The following is a 17,947-nucleotide window of genomic DNA, read 5'->3' as shown; positions in this document are numbered from 1 at the left end:
TTCCGCATTCCTCCCGACACTGACCCTACGGGTACAGTGCGGGGCTCCTGCGATTTCTAGCTGAATTGTTACAGACATTGAAGATCGCCAACAGAAAAAGCTGAAAAAGACCCTGGATAGGAGCTGTGGGTTGCTCCGCCCAAGGGCGTCGGCCTGTGGCAGAATCGAGCCAGCTCGTAGTGGCAAAAGGCTGCTCCGCTCAGGCGACTGGCTTGGCTATGGAAGACAAGATCAGAGCGGGAAGTGTGCTCAGGGGACGCTATCGCATTCTCCATCCCCTCGGGGAAGGGGGATTTGGCATAACCTACAAGGCGGTGGATCAAGACACCTTCGATAGCCCCTGCGTCGTCAAGCGCCTTCGCCCCCTCTCCACGGATCCTTATACACTGGCCACGGCTCGCAAGCTCTTTGAACGGGAAGCCAAGGTTCTCAACCGGCTCAACCACTTCGACCAGGTGCCCCGCCTTTTGGCCCACTTCGAGCAGGATCAGGATTTTTACTTGGTGCAAGAGTTTGTTGCCGGGCATGATCTCAGCCAGGAGCTGATCCCGGGCAAGCCGCTGAGCGAGGCCGAGGTTTTGAAACTGTTGTGGGATATTTTGGAGATCCTGCGCCATGTACACGCCCACCAGATCGTCCATCGGGATATCAAGCCGGCCAACCTGATGCGCCGCGATGCCGATGGCAAGTTGGTGTTGATCGACTTTGGGGCAGTCAAGGAAGTGGGGCGGTTGGTCAGCCATGCCCCCGGCCAAACTCAGTTGGCGACGGTGATTGGCTCGGTTGGCTACATGGCGCCCGAACAGCTCAACGGCAAGCCCCAGCCCTGCAGCGACCTGTACTCCGTAGGGGTGCTGGCCATCCAAGCCCTCACCGGTCGTCCTCCCCATAAGATCCGGGACGATCCCCGCACCGGCCAACTGCTCTGGCGGGATTTGGTTCAGGTCAGCGAGGAGCTGGCCGAGATTTTGGATCGCCTGATCTGCCCCCACTGGCAAGAGCGCTTCCAGTCCGCTGCTGAAGTGTTGGAGGCGCTGCGGCCCCTGTTGCCTTTTCCCCAAGAGGCGACGCTCGGCGATGTTTCGGTGGATCAGGTTTTGGTGACGCGCCTGTTGGCCCGCGCACAGGAGAAAGCCCGCCAAGGGGATTTCCAGGGGGCGATTGCCGACTGCACGTTGGCCATTCAATTGGATCCCCAAAATAGCCGCGCCTACAGCCAGCGGGGCAGCGCCCGCTACAAAAGTGGGGACTTGGCAGGGGCCATCGCAGATTACACCCAAGTCATTCAACTGGCAGGGGACGCCCGCGCCTATTTCAACCGCGGCATTGCCCGCTACCGGCTGGAGGACTACGAGGGAGCTGTTGCCGACTACACCCAGGCTCTCGGCCTCAACCCACAATGGGCGGTGGCCTACTACAACCGTGGCAATGCTTACCGGCAACTCAATCAGCAGCAGCAGGCCATCGAAGACTATTCGCGGGCCATTGAGCTCAACCCGGAAGATGTGCGGGCCTATTTCAACCGCGGCGTGGTGCGCGGCCATCTGGGAGATGCGCAGGGGGCAGCAGCCGATTTTTCCGAGGTGATCAAGCGGGACCCTCAGGACGGGGAAGCCTACTTCAACCGGGGAGTGGCGCGGGTCCAGTTGTCAGATTTGCAAGGGGCCGTCGAGGACTACACCCAAGCGCTGCAGTTGGATCCTCGCCACGGCAAAGCCTATTACCACCGGGGCCTGGCCCGGCAAGCGTTGGGGGATCCCCAAGGGGCCGTTGAAGATTTTTCTCAGGCCCTATCCCTACGGTCTGCTGAGGCCACTGAGCTACCTGAGGCAGAGGCGGCAGCCCAGGCGGATCTCTACTTGCAGCGGGCCATGGCCTACCTGAGCAGCAACACCCTGGAGCCGGCGCTGGCCGATTGTGAACAGGCTCTCCGTCTGGATCCCAACCTGTCGCGGGCCTATCTCTGCCGGGGCTTGGCTCGCCAGGGGCTGGGGGATCCCGGCGGCGCTCTGGCAGACTTCAACCGCGCCCTGGAGCTGGATCCCCAGATGGCCAAAGCCTACCTCAACCGAGGCATTGCCCACCTGGACTTGGGCAACATTGAAGCGGCTTTGTCCGACTTGAACCAGGCCATTGCTTTGGATCCCCAAGATGCCAGTGCCTACAGCAGCCGCGGGCGAATCCATTGGCTGTTGGGGGATCCCCTAGCGGCTCTGCAGGATTACACGGCTGCCCTGGAGCGGGATCCGCAGAACCCTCAGCTCTACTTCAACCGCGGCCAACTCCATGTTGAGCGGGAAGATTGGCCGGCAGCCTGTGAGGACTTCTCGCAGGTGTTGCAGTGGGCGGCGAGGCCTGGGATCCCACGCGGGCCGGAGCTGCTGGTTAATGCCCATCTGCGCCGCGGTATGGCACGGCAACGGTTGGGGGATTGGCAGGGAGCGCTGGCCGATTTCGACCAAGCTCTGCAAGGGGATCCTCAGTCGGGCTTGGCTTATTTCCATCGCGGCCAAGTGCGGGCTGCTCTGGGAGATGGGCTGGGGGCCATCCAGGATTACCACCAGGCTTTGGCGCTGGGGGTGGCAGTGGCCGAGGCGGATATCCGCCGAGATCTGGCGCGGGCCCAAATCCAGACGGGAGATCTGCAGGCGGCCTTGGAGCAGTTGAACGAGGCGGTGCGCTTGCAGCCGGAACGGCGGGATCTGCGCCAAGAGCGAGCTGAGTTGTGCCGACAGCTGGGCCGGTGGCCAGAGGCCATTGCCGACTACGACGAGGTGTTGCGGCAGGATCCTCAGGACTGGACGGCTTGGCTGGGACGGGGCATGGCCCATGGACAGGTGGGCAACTGGGATTCCGCCATTCAGGATCTCAGCCGGGTTTTGCAGCAGGATCCTGACCACAGGGAAGCGCTGTGGCACCGAGGACAAGCCCTGCAGCAGTTGGGTCAGACCGAAGCGGCCTTGCAAGATCTAAACCGTCTGCTGCAGCGGGATCCCCAACACAGGATGGCCCGCTTGGCCCGCGGCTCTCTGTTGTTGACGTTGGCAGTGCGCGGCACCGTTCCTGCAGCGGGCGTAGCCTTGGAGCAGGCCGAATCCGACTTCGACCAAGTCATCCAGGAAGAGGCCCAAGACGGGGAACAGTCCCGGCAGCTCTATCTGGAGGCCCACCTGAAGCGGGCCCAAGTCCGCCGCCTGCGCCACAACCTGGAGGGGGCAATAGCCGATTGGGATCGGGTCTTGGAGCTGGCCAGCCCAGGGGATCCAGAAGTGCTGGTCACCGAAGCCCTGTTGTATCGGGGCTTGTGTCGCCAAGAGAGGGGGGATCTGGCTGGGGCGTTGGCCGATTTCACGGCGCTGATCCAGCAGCAACCGCAGGCTTCTCAGGCTTTTGCTTTGCGGGCAAGGGTGCATCTGGCTTTGGGGGATCAAGAGGCGGCATTGGCGGATCTCAACCAAGCTCTGAGCCTCGACCAGAACTGGGGGGTGGCCGATGCTGCCCTGGCCTACCGTCAACGGGGGGATCTACACCGGCAGGCCAATTGCCCTGAGCTGGCCATTGCCGACTACACGCAGGCCCTGGCCTTGAACCCCCAGGAGCACTCTGCTTTGCTCCACCGAGCTCTCCTGTGGGATGGCGAGGGACAGACGGACAAAGCGATAGAAGACTACACCCGACTGCTGCAACTGGAGCTGGATCCCCAGGAGCGGGTCTGGGTTTTGAACAACCGCGGCTGGGCCTATGCCCAACAGGGGGATTTTTCGGCGGCCATCCGCGACTACGACCAAGCCATAACACTCTGCACTGCTGACGCGAGCGATAGGGATCCCTGCCACCTCAAGGCCCACCTCAACCGCGCCCTGGCCCGGACTGCCCTTGGGGATTGGCAGAGAGCCTGCCAGGATTTCCAGGCTGCCCTCCAGATGCAAGGGTACGAAGGTCGGCTTTTGGAAGACGTTATCGCTAGTTATTTCAAAATAGGTTGAGACACTTCCCAAAGGCTCCGCGCCGTTGCCGCAGCCACCTCCAACCTCTCTTAGAAATCGATGGGATTTGAATGGACAGTTAGAGGGATCGGCTCAAGCCTCCTCCGCCACTTCTCCCGTCTCGGGCCGCAGCAGCGGAAAGGCAATGACATCGCGAATGCTGGGAGCGTCGCACAGCAGCATCACCAAGCGGTCGATCCCCACGCCCAGGCCGCCGGTGGGGGGCAGGCCATATTCCAAGGCCGTGAGGAAGTCTTCATCCAGAAAATGGGCCTCCTCATCTCCGGCTGCCTTCAGGGCTGCCTGGGCCTCCAGCCGCTGCCGCTGATCCACCGGATCGGTGAGCTCGGAGTAGGCGTTGGCCGTCTCCCGCCCAACGATGAACAGCTCGAAGCGCTCGGCCAACCCCGGTTTGCTGCGGTGGGGCTTGGTGAGGGGACACACATCCAGGGGGTAGTCCAGAACAAAGGTGGGCTGGCGCAGGCGGCTCTCGCAGCAGTGCTCAAAGGCTTTGACCAGCAACTGGCCGGGGGAGTCCTGGGGTGAGAGATTGGGGATCCCTTGGGCGGCCAAGGCCGGCAAGAGCTCTTCAGGGCATCCCTTTTCCACATCGATGAAAATGCCAGTGGCCTCCTCCACCAGCTCCTGCATCGTCACCCGTCGCCAGGGAGGGGTGAGGTCGATGGCTTCCCCTTGGTAGGTGAGCTGCAGGGATCCCCGCACCGCCAGGGCGGCGTTGCAGACCAGGGTTTCCGTCAGCTCCATCATGGTGTGGTAGTCGGCGAAGGCTTGATAGGCCTCTAGAGAGGTGAACTCCGGGTTGTGGCGGGTGGAGATGCCTTCGTTGCGAAAGACCCGCCCAATTTCATAGACTCGCTCGATCCCGCCCACCACCAGCCGCTTCAGGTGCAGCTCGGTGGCAATGCGCAAGTAGAGATCCAGATCCAGGGCGTTGTGGTGGGTGATGAAGGGCCGCGCCTCCGCCCCGCCGGGGATCACCTGCAACACTGGCGTCTCAATTTCCACAAAACCTCGCTCTTCCAGAGTCTGCCGCAGGGAGCGGATGATCTGGGCGCGGTCGAGCAAGGTCTGCTTGACCTCAGGGTTGACGATGAGATCGACGTAGCGCTGGCGGTAGCGTTTCTCCACATCCCGCAGGCCGTGCCACTTGTCCGGCAGCGGCAACAGCGCCTTGGTTAGCACCTGGTACTCGTCCACCCGCACCGACAATTCCCCTTTTTCGGTACGCTTGAGGCAGCCCTTGGCCCCCAGCCAATCGCCAACGTCGAGGAGCTTGTCCAGGTTCTTGAAGGCCAGCTCCCCCATCTGCTCCGTCAGCCGTTTCTTGTCTAGATAAAGCTGAATGGTGCCAGAGCGATCCTGAAGGGTAAAGAAAGCCAGCTTGCCCATGACCCGCCGCGCCCGGATCCGCCCGGCCACCGCCACCTGCACATCCTCCCGCTCGCCGCCGGGCTCTAGGTCGGCAAATTGCTCCTGCAGCTCGGCAGCCAGATGGGTAACAGGAAAAGAATAGGCATAGGGCGGGATCCCTTGTTCCCGCAGGTGTTGGGCTTTTTCCAGGCGGGCGGCCCGTTGGGCGGCTTCGCTGCTGCTGGGGAGGGTAGACATGGCGGTGGATAGGCAATGGACAATGGAAGCCCCGTTAGGGACGGGATTTTTCAGGCTGCCGGCGGCGCGATCGCGTTAGCGGGACGGAGTCCTTTCGCGTTAGCGGGACGGAGTCCTTTGCCGTGGGAACGCAGCAGCTCCAAAAGGGCTTCGGCCCGTTGGCGTTCTGCCTCAGCGCGCTGTTGTTCCAGAGCAGCCTTTTCTTCGCCGGTGGGCAAAACCTGCCCCTCCCGATCACACCAGCGTAGCCATTCGGTATTCACGACCTCAAAGGATCGCTGCCAGAGGGTCAAGCCCAGCCCGATCGCGTTAGCGGGACGGAGTCCTTTCGCGTTAGCGGGACGGAGTCCTTTGTCCTCCAGCCATGTGGACGCGAAGGGGACAAACTCACCCCCCCGCCGCTGAAAAAGGGCCAGAGGGGATCCCTGCAGTTCCCTTAGTTGCCGCAAGGGAGAGGCTACGCCCGCTGTGCGATCGTAGACCGCGTAGTAGCTGACGCCGGCGCGGGCATAGTCTTTGCGTTTGCGGCCCAGCTCTTCCCCTTTGCGCTTGGAGACAATCTCAATGACCACATCCGGCGGCTTACCCATCTCCCAGACCAGGTAGGTGCGATCTTCCTTGCGCTCAAAGCTGGCGGGGGGAGCCACCTCCAGGCTGAGCGTCACATCGGGCATCAGGGGGGGCAGTTTGAGGGCATAGAACAGACCGACATTGGCCGTGGCCAAAAAGGGGATCGGTTCCCCGGTGTCTTTGGCCTTGGGCTGGAAGGAGGCGTAGAGAGCGCTGGTGAGCAGGCGCTGCAGCTTTTTGGAGAGAATGCTGTCCGCGGGCTCATCATCCTCGATGACCAGGTCGCTGTTCGCGCAGCGGGTGTAGCCTTTATCCGGTGGCGGAGGAAATGCCGTCTCTGGCATCGAGGGCTGGACTGGGCTGGAGGGTGCGGAAACCATGCTCACCGGGATCCCTTGCTGGTGCCGCTAACTGAGGGCTGGGGTTTGACTCATGCTACTGAGCTGTTCGCGCAGCAGGCGTAACCTTTTTTGAGAGTAACAAAAGTCTTCGGGAAAGTGATGAAGGCACCACCAGAGCAGCCGACGATGTTCCTGCAGCAGGCGTAGCCTCTGGAGATAGGGCGCAGCAAAACCCGGCGACGGGATGAAGTGCAAGGGGATTTTCTTGGGCAACTGCCCTCATTCTGGGCTCTGGGAACCGGGCAGAGCCACGAGCAGAGCCTCCAGCACCCGCTGCACCCGGCTCAAGCGCAATCCATAATCTGACAAAACAGGACTGTTGGGAATGATGGCATGGCGAAACCCCAGCTTGCTGGCTTCTTTCAAGCGCTGCTCCAATTGGGCCACCGGGCGCACCTGCCCCCCCAGTCCCACCTCGCCAATCAGGACTGTAAAAGGATCCACTTGGCGATCCCGGAAGCTGGCGGCCACGGCCACTGCTACCCCCAAGTCGGCAGCCGGCTCGGCCACCTGAATACCGCCGGCAGAGGCGATGTAGGCATCGTATTTGGAAAGCGGGATCCCCACCCGTTTTTCCAGCACAGCCAAGATCTGCAAAAAGCGGTTGATTTCAATGCCGGTGGAGGTGCGGCGGGGGGAGCTGTAGCTGGTGGGGCTGACTAGGGCCTGCACTTCCACCACCAGAGGACGGGTGCCCTCACAGGCGACGATGGTGGCCGTTCCGGGCATGGCCTGATCCCGGCTGCTCAAGAAAAGCTGCGAGGGGTTCTCCACCTCCACCAAGCCAGAGGCGGTCATCTCAAAAACACCCATTTCCTGGGCTGCCCCAAAGCGGTTTTTGACGGCGCGCAATAGGCGGTGGCTTTGGAAGCGATCCCCCTCAAAGTACAAGACCGTGTCCACCAAATGCTCCAGCACCTTCGGCCCGGCCAGGGATCCGTCTTTGGTAACATGGCCTACAATTAGCAGAGCCACCCCCAGTTTTTTGGCCAGCCGCATTAACAGGCCGGTGCATTCCCGCACCTGGGAAACGGATCCCGGTGCTGAGGTGAGCTGCCCCCAGAAGATGGCTTGGATGCTGTCGATCACCGCCACCCGCGGTTGCAGAGCTTGAATCTCCGCCACAATGGCCTCCAGATCGGTTTCTGCCAACAGGTAGAGCTGCTCGCTTTCTACCCCTAGCCGTTCGGCGCGCAGCTTGATCTGTTGAGCCGATTCCTCCCCCGACACGTACAAGATGGCTCCGCTCTTCGCCAGGTGGGCAGCGCTCTGCAGCAGCAGGGTGCTCTTGCCAATGCCCGGATCCCCGCCAATCAACACCAGGGATCCCGGCACAATGCCACCTCCCAACACCCGGTCAAACTCGCCATAGCCGGAGGAGAGGCGAGGGTGGCGATCTGAGGAGACCTGGGAGAGGGGGAGGGCCGACCGAGGGATCCCATTGGCGCGGTTGGACCTAGGAGCGAGGGCTTGGGCCCGTGGGGACTTGGCCGCTGGGGCGACGACCACTTCCGTCAGGGTGTTCCAGGCGCCGCAATGGTCGCAGCGGCCCAAAAACTTGGCATAGCGCTCGCCGCACTGGCTGCACTCCCAGACGGTTTTGGCCTTGGCCATATCCGGGGACTCCTAGGCCTGGGGAGCAGCGGCGACAGGGAGGGGCACCTCCGGCAAGACCAGGGATCCGCACTGGGCGTGGTGGCGCAGCAGATGGTCGCAGAGGACCAGGGCCACCATCGCCTCCACCATCGGCACTGCCCGCGGCAAGACACAGGGATCGTGGCGTCCCCGCGCCGCCAAAACCGTCTCTCGCCCATTGAGGGTGACGGTGTTTTGAGGCTGGCGAATGGTGGCAGTGGGCTTAAAGGCTACCCGCAGGACGATGTCTTCGCCGTTGCTGATGCCCCCCTGGATGCCGCCGGAGCGGTTGCTGCGGGTGCGCCAGCCGCCGGGGGTCATGTAAAACTCGTCGTTGTGCTGCTTACCCGTCAGGTAGGTGCCGGCAAACCCAGAGCCGATCTCAAACCCTTTGCTGGCCGGCAGGGACATCACCGCCTTGGCCAAATCGGCCTCCAGCTTGTCGAACACCGGGGATCCCAGCCCGCGCGGCACCCGGCGGGCTACACACTCCACCACTCCCCCCAGCGAATCCCCTTCCCGCGCCGCCTCTTCGATTTTTTGGATCATCGCTGCTGCCGCTTCTGGATCGGGGCAACGGACAATGTTGGCTTCCACCTGCTCTGCCGTCACCGAAGCGGGATCCACCTGGGCTTCCACGTCTTTTACCCGCTGCACGTAGGCCAAGATCTCCACCCCTGCCGCCAGGCGCAGGATCTTCTTGGCAATGGCCCCGGCAGCCACCCGGCCAATGGTTTCTCGCGCTGAGGCCCGTCCGCCCCCCTGCCAGTTGCGGATGCCGTACTTGGCCTGGTAGGTGGCATCGGCATGGGAAGGGCGGAAGGTGGTGGCCATCTCCTGGTAGTCCTGGGGGCGGGCATCCTGGTTGCGCACCAGGATGTGGATGGGGGTGCCCAGCGTAAAGCCCTGAAAAACCCCGGAGAGGATCTGGCAGCGATCCGCTTCCTGGCGGGGCGTCGTGATGGGGCTCTGGCCAGGACGCCGCCGATCCAGCTCTGCCTGAATGTCGGCCTCGCTCAAGGGCAGCCGCGGCGGGCAGCCATCCACCACCACCCCCACCGCCCCCCCGTGGGACTCGCCATAGGTGGTCACGCAAAACAGGACACCGAAGGAGTTGCCGTTGGCCATGGGATCCCCAAGCAAGAAGCCGTTACTCGCAGGCGGCTGGGAGAGACTGTTTTCTATTCTGCACTAGGGGAGTGGCGGGCAGTGCGGTGCAGCTGGCGGCAGCCGGCAATTCCCCGCAACACCAGGTGGGGATCCCAGCGCAGCTCTGGGTCAAGCGGGCCCAAGTGAGGGTGGAGCCACTTCCCATCCCCGCCGGTCAGCAGCAGGGGGCCTTGGGGAAAGCGGCGACGCCAGTCGGCAATGAACTCGCGCAAGCCAGCCAAGAGGGTGTGGAGGATGCCGCTGCGGATGGCAGCCACGGTGTCAGTGGCCCAGCGGGGGGGTAAGGGAGAGCAGGGATCCCAGTGGATTTTGGGCAGCCGAGCAGTGTAGTCGGCCAACGCTTGCGCCTGCAGCCCTAGGCCGGGCAAGATGGCCCCTCCCACCAGGGATCCTTCAGAGTCAGCTCCTGTGAGGGTCAGGGCAGTACCCGCGTCGATGACCAAACAGGGCCAGCCGTAGTGGATCCCAGCAGCCCACAGGGCCAAAGCCCGATCCAGCCCCAGCCCCGGGTAGGGATCCCGCAGCGGCACCTGCGACAGCTCCAACTGATGCACCCAGGGCGATGCTGGCGGCAGGGGGGCAGAGCCCACAGGAGCCAGCCACAGCTCTGTCTGCTGCGGCCAGGACAAGGGCTGGTGAGCAGGAAACCGCTCCACCTTCACCAGGGTCTCCTCCACAAACCAACCCCAGCGCACGTGAGTGTTGCCCAGCACGGCTGCCAGCCACTCACGACAACAGTGCGAAGCGTTGAGATCTGCCCCCTCCTCAAAACTCATGCAACAGCTCTGCCTCCACGCGAAACAGCTCCACCGGCTGGTCGACAGGGATCCCGGCCAACCTCTTAGCGGTAGCAAGCTGCCATTCTGTCGTCAAAGCCTCTCCCGGCAGCAACACCGCTCCCCGGGTTCCAGAGCGGACAAATAGGCCCATGCGGGTGGGATCCACCTGCTCCACAGCGGCAAAAGGACTCCGTCCCGCCGACGCAATGGGCACCACCCGCCGCACAATGGCTACCTGAATGGAGGCCGACTCCAGCTCCCCGGGTTGCAGAGGTACGTAGCGCCAATCGCGGGTGACTGCCCCCACCGCCGCCCGGATGGTGGCCCTGACCAGGTCCTCGCCGCTGGGATCCAAGCTGCCCCAGCAGCCACGGGGCCGACCCTCTGTACTCACCGTTACAAAAACCCCCGCAGAGCGCCGCCAGTGGGGCGGGATCTCCTCTGGAGGTGGCAGCACCTGGCCGGTGGCGAAGTAGTAGGCAATGGCCTGACGCGCCAGCGCCGGCAGGGTGTCAGGGAGAGGTTGTCGCCGGCTGGGAGAGGGGATCCCTTCTGAATCGGACTCCGTCCCGCCAGTGCGATCCCGTAAGCGGTGCGAGGCACCCATGGACTCCGGCGGAGGAACAGGGGCAGTTGTCTCAGAAGGCTGCGGCAGGGATCCCGTCCACAAGCCCAGCCCCGCAGCCAGGAGCAGGCCGATCGCGTTAGCGGGACGGAGTCCTTGAAGACCCAGCAATCGAACCGTGAAGTGAACTCGGCAGGTGAACACCCAAGAGAATCCCGTTGGTGGTCACAACAACCGTACTCTAAAAGCTACGCCCTCTCTGCTGCAAATACTTGAAAACGGTGTTTAGATCCTTGTCGCCGCGCCCAGAACAGTTGACCACTACCCGTTGCTGGGATCCGAGCTGTGGGGCCAAAGTTTTCAGGTAGGCCAGCGCATGGGCCGTCTCCAGCGCGGGGATGATCCCCTCCAGGCGCGACAGCAGCAGCAGCGCTTCCACCGCTTCGTCGTCAGTAACCGCGTAGTACTCGGCCCGCCCGATTTCTTTTAGGTAGCTGTGCTCTGGCCCCACGCCAGGATAATCCAAGCCAGCGCTGATGGAGTGGGCCTCCTGCACCTGACCTTCTTCATCCTGCAGCAGGTAGCTCATCGCCCCGTGCAAGACCCCGATGCGACCGCGGTTGAGGGTAGCGGCGTGGCGGGGCGTGTGCAGCCCTTCTCCGGCGGCTTCGATGCCGATCAGTCGCACCCCTGGATCCCGGACAAACTCGTTAAACAGGCCCAGGGCATTGGATCCGCCTCCCACACAGGCTAGCAGCACATCCGGCAGCCCTCCCCACTTCTCCTGGCATTGCTGCCGCGTCTCCTGGCCGATGACATCGTGAAAGGCCCGCACCAGCTTCGGGTAAGGGTGGGGCCCTGCCACCGTACCGATCACATAGTGGGTGGTCTCCACATTCGTCACCCAGTCGCGGATCGCCTCCGACAGAGCATCTTTGAGGGTACGCGTGCCCGCCTCCACCCCCCGCACCTCAGCACCCAGCAGGCGCATTCGCTGCACGTTGGGGGCCTGCCGCTCCATATCCAGTGCCCCCATGTAGATAACGCATTCCAGCCCAAAACGAGCACACACGGTTGCCGTGGCCACCCCATGTTGCCCGGCGCCGGTCTCGGCGATCACCCGTCGCTTGCCCATGCGCACCGCCAGCAGCACTTGGCCAAGGGCGTTGTTAATTTTGTGGGCGCCGGTGTGGTTGAGATCTTCCCGCTTCAGGTAGATCTGCGGGCCGCCGTAGTATTCGGTTAGCCGCTGGGCAAAGTAGAGGGGGCTGGGCCGCCCGACAAAATCCCGCAGCAGGCTGTGAAACTCAGCGCGAAAATCGGGATCCCGCCAGTGATGCTCAAAGGCTTCCTCCAGCTCCGTTAGGGCGCTCATCAGGGTTTCCGGCACAAACCGACCCCCAAACGGCCCAAACCGCCCCTGGGGATCCGGACGCACCTGCGGGTCAAGGGGATCCAAAACACGAGGGGAAAAAGCAAAAGAAGCTGAGGTCATGGCAGAGTCCGTCCGGGCCTTGTAGCCTGCAACTAGAGAGAGGCTTTCCCATTCTACAGAAGGAAGGGGCGATGACCAGTCTCGCCTCTCTTCTTCTGCCGTGGGATCCCGAAAAGTTGTTTTGAACAAGGGTCTTCCCAGGATTTTTAAGATAAGGCCGTCAGGTTTGGGTGGCCTATGGACGAACATCTACAAGAGTTGCTGCGGCAAGAAGATCAAAAAAGAGCGGATGCAGAAATTCGTCGTACCTATGCCCTTTCTCAAAAGTCTCAGGGGGTGGCGATCTTTTTGTCCATTCTGCTTGCTTTTGCAGCCTACATTTACACGCGGCGGTGGAAAGCTCTGATGATCTTTCTGGGGTGGTGTCTCTTCATCGGCGTGTTGTTTAGCGACGAAGAAGGAGAGGTTTCTCTCCCTGGGCTGTTTCTGGCCTCTACCTGGGCAGCGGTAGACAATTGCAGCGCTATCCAGCGGGCAAGAGAAGAAATCGAACGGCTGCGCTCCGGCCAAAACCCTGATGTTGATCGGCAAACTTAAACTTGGTCGACAAAACAAAATAGTGGCCCAAAAATCGGTATTTTATTTCAAACTCTCGAAAAAGATGCTATACCTACTATTTCAAGTGGCACCCAGATACAAGCGGCGCAACCGACCCATTCTCAACGGCAGTGAAACTTGGATTCCTATTCCCTTTGTCTTTTGGGAAAGAGCTTGGACAAACCAAATTCTGTCCCCCTAGGAGAGGGGCTGGAGGTGAGAGAGCTTAGGATAGCTACAGATTAGAGCAATCAAAACCATGAAGTCTGCTGCTCGCCTAGCTTGTCTGCTTGCCGGACTGATCCTAGGAGCGGGGATCCCCGTCATTGCTCCCGCCCCCGCCCTTCCCGTTGCCCAAGCCGGTTTCCGGCCCTATCTCAACGCCCGCTTTGGCTACCGCATCGACTACCCGGCAGACTTCATTCCGCAAGGGGAATCGGATAACGGCGATGGCCAAGTGTTTCTCGGTCAAGACGGGGCTGAGCTGCGCGTTTGGGGTGGGTACAACATTTTTCAAGCAACGCCCGCCAGCGCCCTGCAGGAAGAACTTCGCCGCAGCCGGGAAAACCAGCGCCAGGTTACTTACCAAACCGTTGGCCGGGATTTCTTCGTGGTCTCCGGCTACGAGGACTTTGGCCAGCGGATTTTCTATCTCAAAAAAATCGTCCGTCCTTCCCTGCAGGCTGGCTTTGAGTTCGTGTACCCGGCCAGCCGGCGCGAGCGCTATGACCGAGATGTGGAAGCTATAGCCCGTTCCCTGCGCCTTGCCGATCCCTGAGCTAGACCCAAGTTGGGGCATGATCGTAGGGATCCCTGGCAAAACCCAATGGCCGAGAGACCGCTGGATAGTTGGCTGCAGGAACGCATGCGGGTTGTTGGCCTGTCTTCTTGGCGGGCTTTACAGGCCCAGGCCGGGATCAGCCGCCGCGCCCTTGATCAGGTGCGCCAGGGGAAGTGGGGATCCCTGCGCCTGGAGCAGCTCCAAAAGCTGGCTGCCGCCCTGCAGTGGGACTTGGGATCCCTGCTGCGCCTCAACGGGAATGACAAAATGGGAGCCACCGATTCATCAGAAGTCCTCTTCTCTCTGCTGCAGCCGCTGCTGACCAGCTACCCCACTGTCCGCCAGATTGCCCAGCGCAAGCCCGATTGGCCGGCCCAAAACGTGACAGCTCTGTTTCGCTCCTTAGACGCTCTGCTGCAGCGCTGGGGGTATGAGCCCATCGGCAACCCCCTGGAGTCCGTCCCCTTTGATCCGCAACTGCATCAACCGGATCAGCTGGATATTCAAAAGGGGGATCCCGTTTACATTCGCTTTGTCGGCTACCGCCGCGGTGACCACATCCTCTGCCCAGCCAAAGTCAGCCGTTCCCTGCCTGGAGGATTGAGCTGATGGCACCTGCCCCCAAAGCGACCCTAGCCATTGATTTTGGCACCAGCAACACGGTGGTGGCAGTTTGGGATCCCGCCCAAGCAGTGCCCCGTCTCCTCACTCTTCCCGGCCTCTCTCGCCCAGACCACTCGGCTATTCCCAGCTTGGTCTACGTGAAGGGAAAAGGCCAGCTCCTGGTGGGGGAAACCGTGCGCGCCGGTCGGTGGGGGGCAGTGGATCCGCAACGGCTGTTTCAGGGGTTTAAGCGGGACTTGGTGGCGGAGTTTGTCCCTCCGCCGCGAGTTCTAGATGGAGAGCGCTACGACGCCGAGAGGGTGGCCCAAGCTTTTTTGCAGACGGTGATGGAAGCTGTCCCGAAAGAACACCTGCAGCCGCAACAGCTGGTGTTCACCGCCCCTGTCGGCTCTTTTGAGCGCTACCTCAATTGGCTGCGGGGAGTGGCCAGTGCCTGTGGCTGGGATCCCGTTCAAATTGTCGATGAAGCCACGGCAGCAGCCCTGGGCTATGCGGTTGGCCAGCCGGGATCCCTAGTGCTGGTGGTGGATTTCGGCGGCGGTACCTTGGATCTCAGCTTGGTGCGCACCCTCGCTCCCCAAGCGGGTAGCCCTGTCCTCAAAGCGGAGGTGATCGCCAAGGCCGATGCCTATGTGGGCGGGGTGGACATCGACATTTGGATTGCCGACTACCTACTGCAGCAACTGGGGCTAAGCCGACAGCAAATTGGAGCTCTGGGCTGGCTCAACCTCCTGGAGCAGGCGGAACAGCTCAAGATCGCCCTTTCCACTCAGATGGAAGCGGTGGGCAGTTGGTTTGACGACGAAGCCCTCACTGCCCATGAGTTGAAGTTAAGCCGGCAGGAGCTGGAAGAGATCCTGGAAGCTCGTCAGCTTTTGGATCAAATCCGCCAGTGCCTAGACGACGTTCTCCTCACCGCCCAGGCGAGGGGATTGGGCAAGAACCAAATTGAGCAGGTGCTCTTGGTAGGAGGCAGCTCCCAACTGCCAGCAGTTCAAGAGCTGCTGCGCTCCTACTTCGGCAAAAAGAAAGTGCGCTGCGAACGCCCCTTCGATGCTGTGGCCCTGGGCGCCCTGCAGGTGGGCCGCCAGGTGAAGCTGGAGGATCGCCTGCACCACAGCTATGCCCTCCGCCTCTGGGATCCCTTGCAGAAAAGCTACATCTACTACCCCCTCTTCGAGCAGGGCAGCCCCTATCCCTGCCGACGGGCTGAGCCCTTGATCCTGCAAGTGGCCAACGACGGACAAACGGAGATTCGCCTAGAGGTGGGAGAAGTGGCCCAGGTAGTCCAGTCGGAAGTGGTTTACGACGAGCTGGGGCGCATGAGCAGCCGTCAACTCACCCGGCAAACCGACTTCCGATCCCTAGCTCCTCTTGGATCCCTGCCCATTCGCCTCAGCGAGACGGAGTCCTTACCGGTTTGTCTGGCCCGTTTGCAGCCCCCTGGCCGCGTGGGAGAGGATCGCCTTCGCGTCGAATTTGCCATTGATAGCTCGCGGCGCTTGTTGGTCACCATCACCGACCTGCAAACTCAGGCGCTCTTGGCAGAGGCCCAGCCTGTAGCCACCTTGAGTTAAGAGACGAAAGTAGAGAGAAGAGAGCGTCTTCACTGCAACGGAAGACAAAGAAAGCAATGTAAAGGGCACGACATGGCCACGATTCCCAACTCTCATCTCCCCTTGTGAGAGAGGGGTCGGGGGCTTGAGGAGAGTAGAGAGCGGTTGCGCCGACGGCGTGGGGTCTCAGGGGAAGGATCTCAATCATTGATATTGTTGATATTGATTATTGATTGAGAATGGCTGCATATCCAGTGATCTCTGTAGCGACTTGATGAATAATCTGAGCGATGGGATATGAATCTGATTTGCGTTTAACTACACTTCTTCTCTTGAGCTACCTTGGGAACAAATCTTGCTCTTGTCACCACCGCCCCATTTTGCCCGTCCTCCCCTCGACTTTATTCCGCCCGCCTATAGCGCCTGGGTGCTACGGCTCGTCCACGGGATCCTGCCCCTGCTCTTGCGGGTGAGGGTGCGGCGCTGGCTTCCTTCCGGCATTGCCAAAATCGAGGCCACAGGGGCGGAGATCTTGGCGCGGCTCTACCACCAGTTCCAGGAGGGTCAAATTCGCCTAGTCCTGGCTTTCCGACATGTGGAGGTGGATGACCCGCTGGTGGGCCTGTACGTTCTATCTCGCCTGGTGCCCGAAGCCGCCCGTCGACAAGGGATCCGCCTTCGAGAACCCCTTCACGCCCATTTTCTCTACGACCGGGGCATGCCCCTCTGGGGAGGGGAATGGCTGGGGTGGCTGTTGTCTCGCCTGGGCGGGATCCCTATACGCCGCGGTCGGAGGGTGGATCGGGTGGCGCTAAAGGCGGCCCGGCAACTGCTCCTGGATGGGCAATTTCCCTTTGCAATCGCCCCAGAAGGAGCCACCAACGGCCACAGCGAACGGATCAATCCCCTGGAACCGGGAATGGCTCAGCTGTGCTTTTGGTGCGCCGAGGACCTGGCCAAAGCTGGTCGCTCAGAGACCGTCATTTTGCTGCCCATTGGCATTCGGTACTACTACACGGATCCCTCCTGGACGAAGCTGGAGCGCCTGCTGGCGCGCCTTGAGCACCTGAGTGGGTTGACGCCTCCGAAGCCAGAGCCAAGATCCTCCAGGAGCCCCAACCTTCGCTACACCCAGCGGATCTGCCGCCTAGCCCAGCATCTCCTGGGACAACTGGAAGCTTTCTACGACCTACCTCCCTTCATCTCTGGGAGAGATGAAGAAGAACCACGGATAGAGCAGAGGCTAGCCCCTGGCCACTTTAACGCTCGCCTGGAGCGGCTGCTCCACAGAGCCCTGGAAACCGCAGAGACCTACTTTGGCCTATCTCCCCAGGGGGATTGGAACAGCCGCTGCCGCCGCATTGAAGAAGTCGCCTGGATCCAGATTTACCGAGAAGAATTGCGGCATCCTGGATCCCTGTCTCCCCTGCAGCGGGGGTTGCTCGACTGGAAAGCCCACCAGGCAACGCTCTACCTGCAGCACATGCGCTTGGTGGAAAGCTGTGTAGCCGTCCAGGAAGAGTATTTGCTGAGCAAACCCTCTTTTGAGCGGCTGGCAGAAACTGCCCTCATTCTATTTGATGTGCTGGCCCGCCTTCGAGGGGAATCCTACCCAGCCCGCCCTCGCCTAGGCTGGCGGGGGGTTCACGTGACCGTCGGGGATCCCATCTCCGTTAGCGAGCGGTTAGAGCGGTATTGCCGAGGCCGCCAGGAAGCCAAACAGGCGGTGACCGAGCTAACTCAGGATGTTTTTTCTTTCCAATTTCTTTCTTTTTCCAATTTCTAGGGATCCCCTGCAGGAGGAACGGGTTTAGGCGAGGAGTTCGGTACTACCGCCGAGAGACTGCCGAGAGATAAACCACCTTCCCGTCATGGAACAGAGCTGAGCCTTGGTCGCCCCGCTGGGACTCTGCTCGGTACTCCCAGCAGCAATAGGAACTCACTGTGGTTTTCCACAACCAGGTGAGGTACTGCTCCGGCCTCGCTCACCTCGGTGATGGTTGCTTCCTTGGTTTGCAGATCTGGAAGGCGATAGGCAACTTCCTGCTCCCCCTGAGAAAAGAGAGGGAAAACCTGGAAACTGCCCTCTTGAATGGGATCGCCTATACGCAGGGTTGGAAAGTTAAGGCTGGCCATCGACTCCTCCTTCTTAGGTCGTGTTGATCTTATGTTAGGATAGAGAGAATAATTTATAGAGGAAAGAGGATGAAGTTGGTTTT

Annotated in this window: 14 protein-coding genes; 6 read left to right on the top strand and 8 right to left on the bottom strand. The window is 61.3% G+C overall.

Annotated features, from left to right (window positions below):
• Positions 1-218: 218 nt before the first annotated feature.
• Positions 219-3,986 carry a tetratricopeptide repeat protein gene (locus NW840_RS11440; RefSeq protein ID WP_414344383.1) on the top strand — a complete coding sequence of 1,256 codons (3,768 nt, stop codon included), beginning with the start codon at positions 219-221 and terminating at the stop codon, positions 3,984-3,986.
• 93 nt (positions 3,987-4,079) lie between these two features.
• On the opposite strand, the gene lysS is transcribed toward NW840_RS11440, so the two are convergent.
• The 7 genes from lysS to trpB all read right to left on the bottom strand — a co-directional run bounded on the left by lysS (position 4,080) and on the right by trpB (position 12,230).
• The gene (gene lysS, locus NW840_RS11435) at positions 4,080-5,615 is read right to left on the bottom strand and encodes a lysine--tRNA ligase (protein WP_414344381.1); all 1,536 of its coding nucleotides are present in this window, start codon (positions 5,613-5,615) and stop codon (positions 4,080-4,082) included.
• Positions 5,616-5,665: 50 nt separating this feature from the next.
• A complete protein-coding gene (locus tag NW840_RS11430) occupies positions 5,666-6,565 on the bottom strand; it encodes a Uma2 family endonuclease (RefSeq protein ID WP_414344380.1) in 900 nt (299 codons plus the stop codon).
• 240 nt (positions 6,566-6,805) lie between these two features.
• Positions 6,806-8,200, bottom strand: a complete 1,395-nt coding sequence (gene radA, locus NW840_RS11425; RefSeq protein WP_414344379.1) for a DNA repair protein RadA — start codon at positions 8,198-8,200, stop codon at positions 6,806-6,808.
• Between the two features lie 12 nt (positions 8,201-8,212).
• Entirely contained in the window at positions 8,213-9,349 is a 1,137-nt protein-coding gene (gene aroC / locus NW840_RS11420) for a chorismate synthase (RefSeq protein WP_414344378.1), read from the bottom strand.
• A gap of 53 nt (positions 9,350-9,402) precedes the next feature.
• Entirely contained in the window at positions 9,403-10,167 is a 765-nt protein-coding gene (locus tag NW840_RS11415; RefSeq protein WP_414344377.1) for a pantothenate kinase, read from the bottom strand.
• Positions 10,157-10,939: an AMMECR1 domain-containing protein gene (locus tag NW840_RS11410; protein ID WP_414344376.1), complete on the bottom strand. Its 783-nt coding sequence runs from the start codon at positions 10,937-10,939 to the stop codon at positions 10,157-10,159. The genes NW840_RS11415 and NW840_RS11410 overlap by 11 nt, the downstream gene beginning before the upstream one ends.
• Before the next feature lie 37 nt (positions 10,940-10,976).
• On the bottom strand, positions 10,977-12,230 hold the full coding sequence (trpB, locus tag NW840_RS11405; RefSeq protein WP_414331007.1) for a tryptophan synthase subunit beta: 1,254 nt from the start codon (positions 12,228-12,230) through the stop codon (positions 10,977-10,979).
• Positions 12,231-12,407: 177 nt separating this feature from the next.
• Here trpB and NW840_RS11400 point away from each other — a divergent pair, with 177 nt between their 5' ends.
• From NW840_RS11400 to NW840_RS11380, 5 genes are all read left to right on the top strand, one after another.
• Entirely contained in the window at positions 12,408-12,767 is a 360-nt protein-coding gene (locus tag NW840_RS11400) for a hypothetical protein (protein WP_414344375.1), read from the top strand.
• Between the two features lie 259 nt (positions 12,768-13,026).
• Positions 13,027-13,545: a hypothetical protein gene (locus NW840_RS11395; RefSeq protein WP_414344373.1), complete on the top strand. Its 519-nt coding sequence runs from the start codon at positions 13,027-13,029 to the stop codon at positions 13,543-13,545.
• Between the two features lie 48 nt (positions 13,546-13,593).
• Positions 13,594-14,157, top strand: a complete 564-nt coding sequence (locus NW840_RS11390) for a helix-turn-helix domain-containing protein (RefSeq protein ID WP_414344372.1) — start codon at positions 13,594-13,596, stop codon at positions 14,155-14,157.
• On the top strand, positions 14,157-15,749 hold the full coding sequence (locus NW840_RS11385) for an Hsp70 family protein (RefSeq protein ID WP_414344370.1): 1,593 nt from the start codon (positions 14,157-14,159) through the stop codon (positions 15,747-15,749). The genes NW840_RS11390 and NW840_RS11385 overlap by 1 nt, the downstream gene beginning before the upstream one ends.
• 334 nt (positions 15,750-16,083) lie before the next feature.
• The gene (locus tag NW840_RS11380) at positions 16,084-17,514 is read left to right on the top strand and encodes a 1-acyl-sn-glycerol-3-phosphate acyltransferase (RefSeq protein WP_414344368.1); all 1,431 of its coding nucleotides are present in this window, start codon (positions 16,084-16,086) and stop codon (positions 17,512-17,514) included.
• Between the two features lie 83 nt (positions 17,515-17,597).
• Here the strand turns inward: NW840_RS11380 and NW840_RS11375 are convergent.
• On the bottom strand, positions 17,598-17,947 hold a 350-nt coding region (locus tag NW840_RS11375), incomplete at its 5' end, for an ARPP-1 family domain-containing protein (RefSeq protein WP_414344367.1).

The sequence above is a fragment of the Synechococcus sp. R5-13 genome (assembly GCF_047462015.1).
Taxonomy (GTDB): domain Bacteria; phylum Cyanobacteriota; class Cyanobacteriia; order Thermostichales; family Thermostichaceae; genus Thermostichus.
This window is presented reverse-complemented; position numbering and strand designations above follow the sequence as displayed.

Excerpts from the sequence above, each read along its gene's own strand:
- NW840_RS11440 (WP_414344383.1), top strand. The coding sequence starts at position 219 with ATGGAAGACAAGATCAGAGCGGGAAGTGTGCTCAGGGGACGCTATCGC.
- lysS (WP_414344381.1), bottom strand. The coding sequence starts at position 5,615 with ATGTCTACCCTCCCCAGCAGCAGCGAAGCCGCCCAACGGGCCGCCCGC.
- NW840_RS11430 (WP_414344380.1), bottom strand. The coding sequence starts at position 6,565 with ATGGTTTCCGCACCCTCCAGCCCAGTCCAGCCCTCGATGCCAGAGACG.
- radA (WP_414344379.1), bottom strand. The coding sequence starts at position 8,200 with ATGGCCAAGGCCAAAACCGTCTGGGAGTGCAGCCAGTGCGGCGAGCGC.
- aroC (WP_414344378.1), bottom strand. The coding sequence starts at position 9,349 with ATGGCCAACGGCAACTCCTTCGGTGTCCTGTTTTGCGTGACCACCTAT.
- NW840_RS11415 (WP_414344377.1), bottom strand. The coding sequence starts at position 10,167 with ATGAGTTTTGAGGAGGGGGCAGATCTCAACGCTTCGCACTGTTGTCGT.
- trpB (WP_414331007.1), bottom strand. The coding sequence starts at position 12,230 with ATGACCTCAGCTTCTTTTGCTTTTTCCCCTCGTGTTTTGGATCCCCTT.
- NW840_RS11400 (WP_414344375.1), top strand. The coding sequence starts at position 12,408 with ATGGACGAACATCTACAAGAGTTGCTGCGGCAAGAAGATCAAAAAAGA.
- NW840_RS11395 (WP_414344373.1), top strand. The coding sequence starts at position 13,027 with ATGAAGTCTGCTGCTCGCCTAGCTTGTCTGCTTGCCGGACTGATCCTA.
- NW840_RS11390 (WP_414344372.1), top strand. The coding sequence starts at position 13,594 with ATGGCCGAGAGACCGCTGGATAGTTGGCTGCAGGAACGCATGCGGGTT.
- NW840_RS11385 (WP_414344370.1), top strand. The coding sequence starts at position 14,157 with ATGGCACCTGCCCCCAAAGCGACCCTAGCCATTGATTTTGGCACCAGC.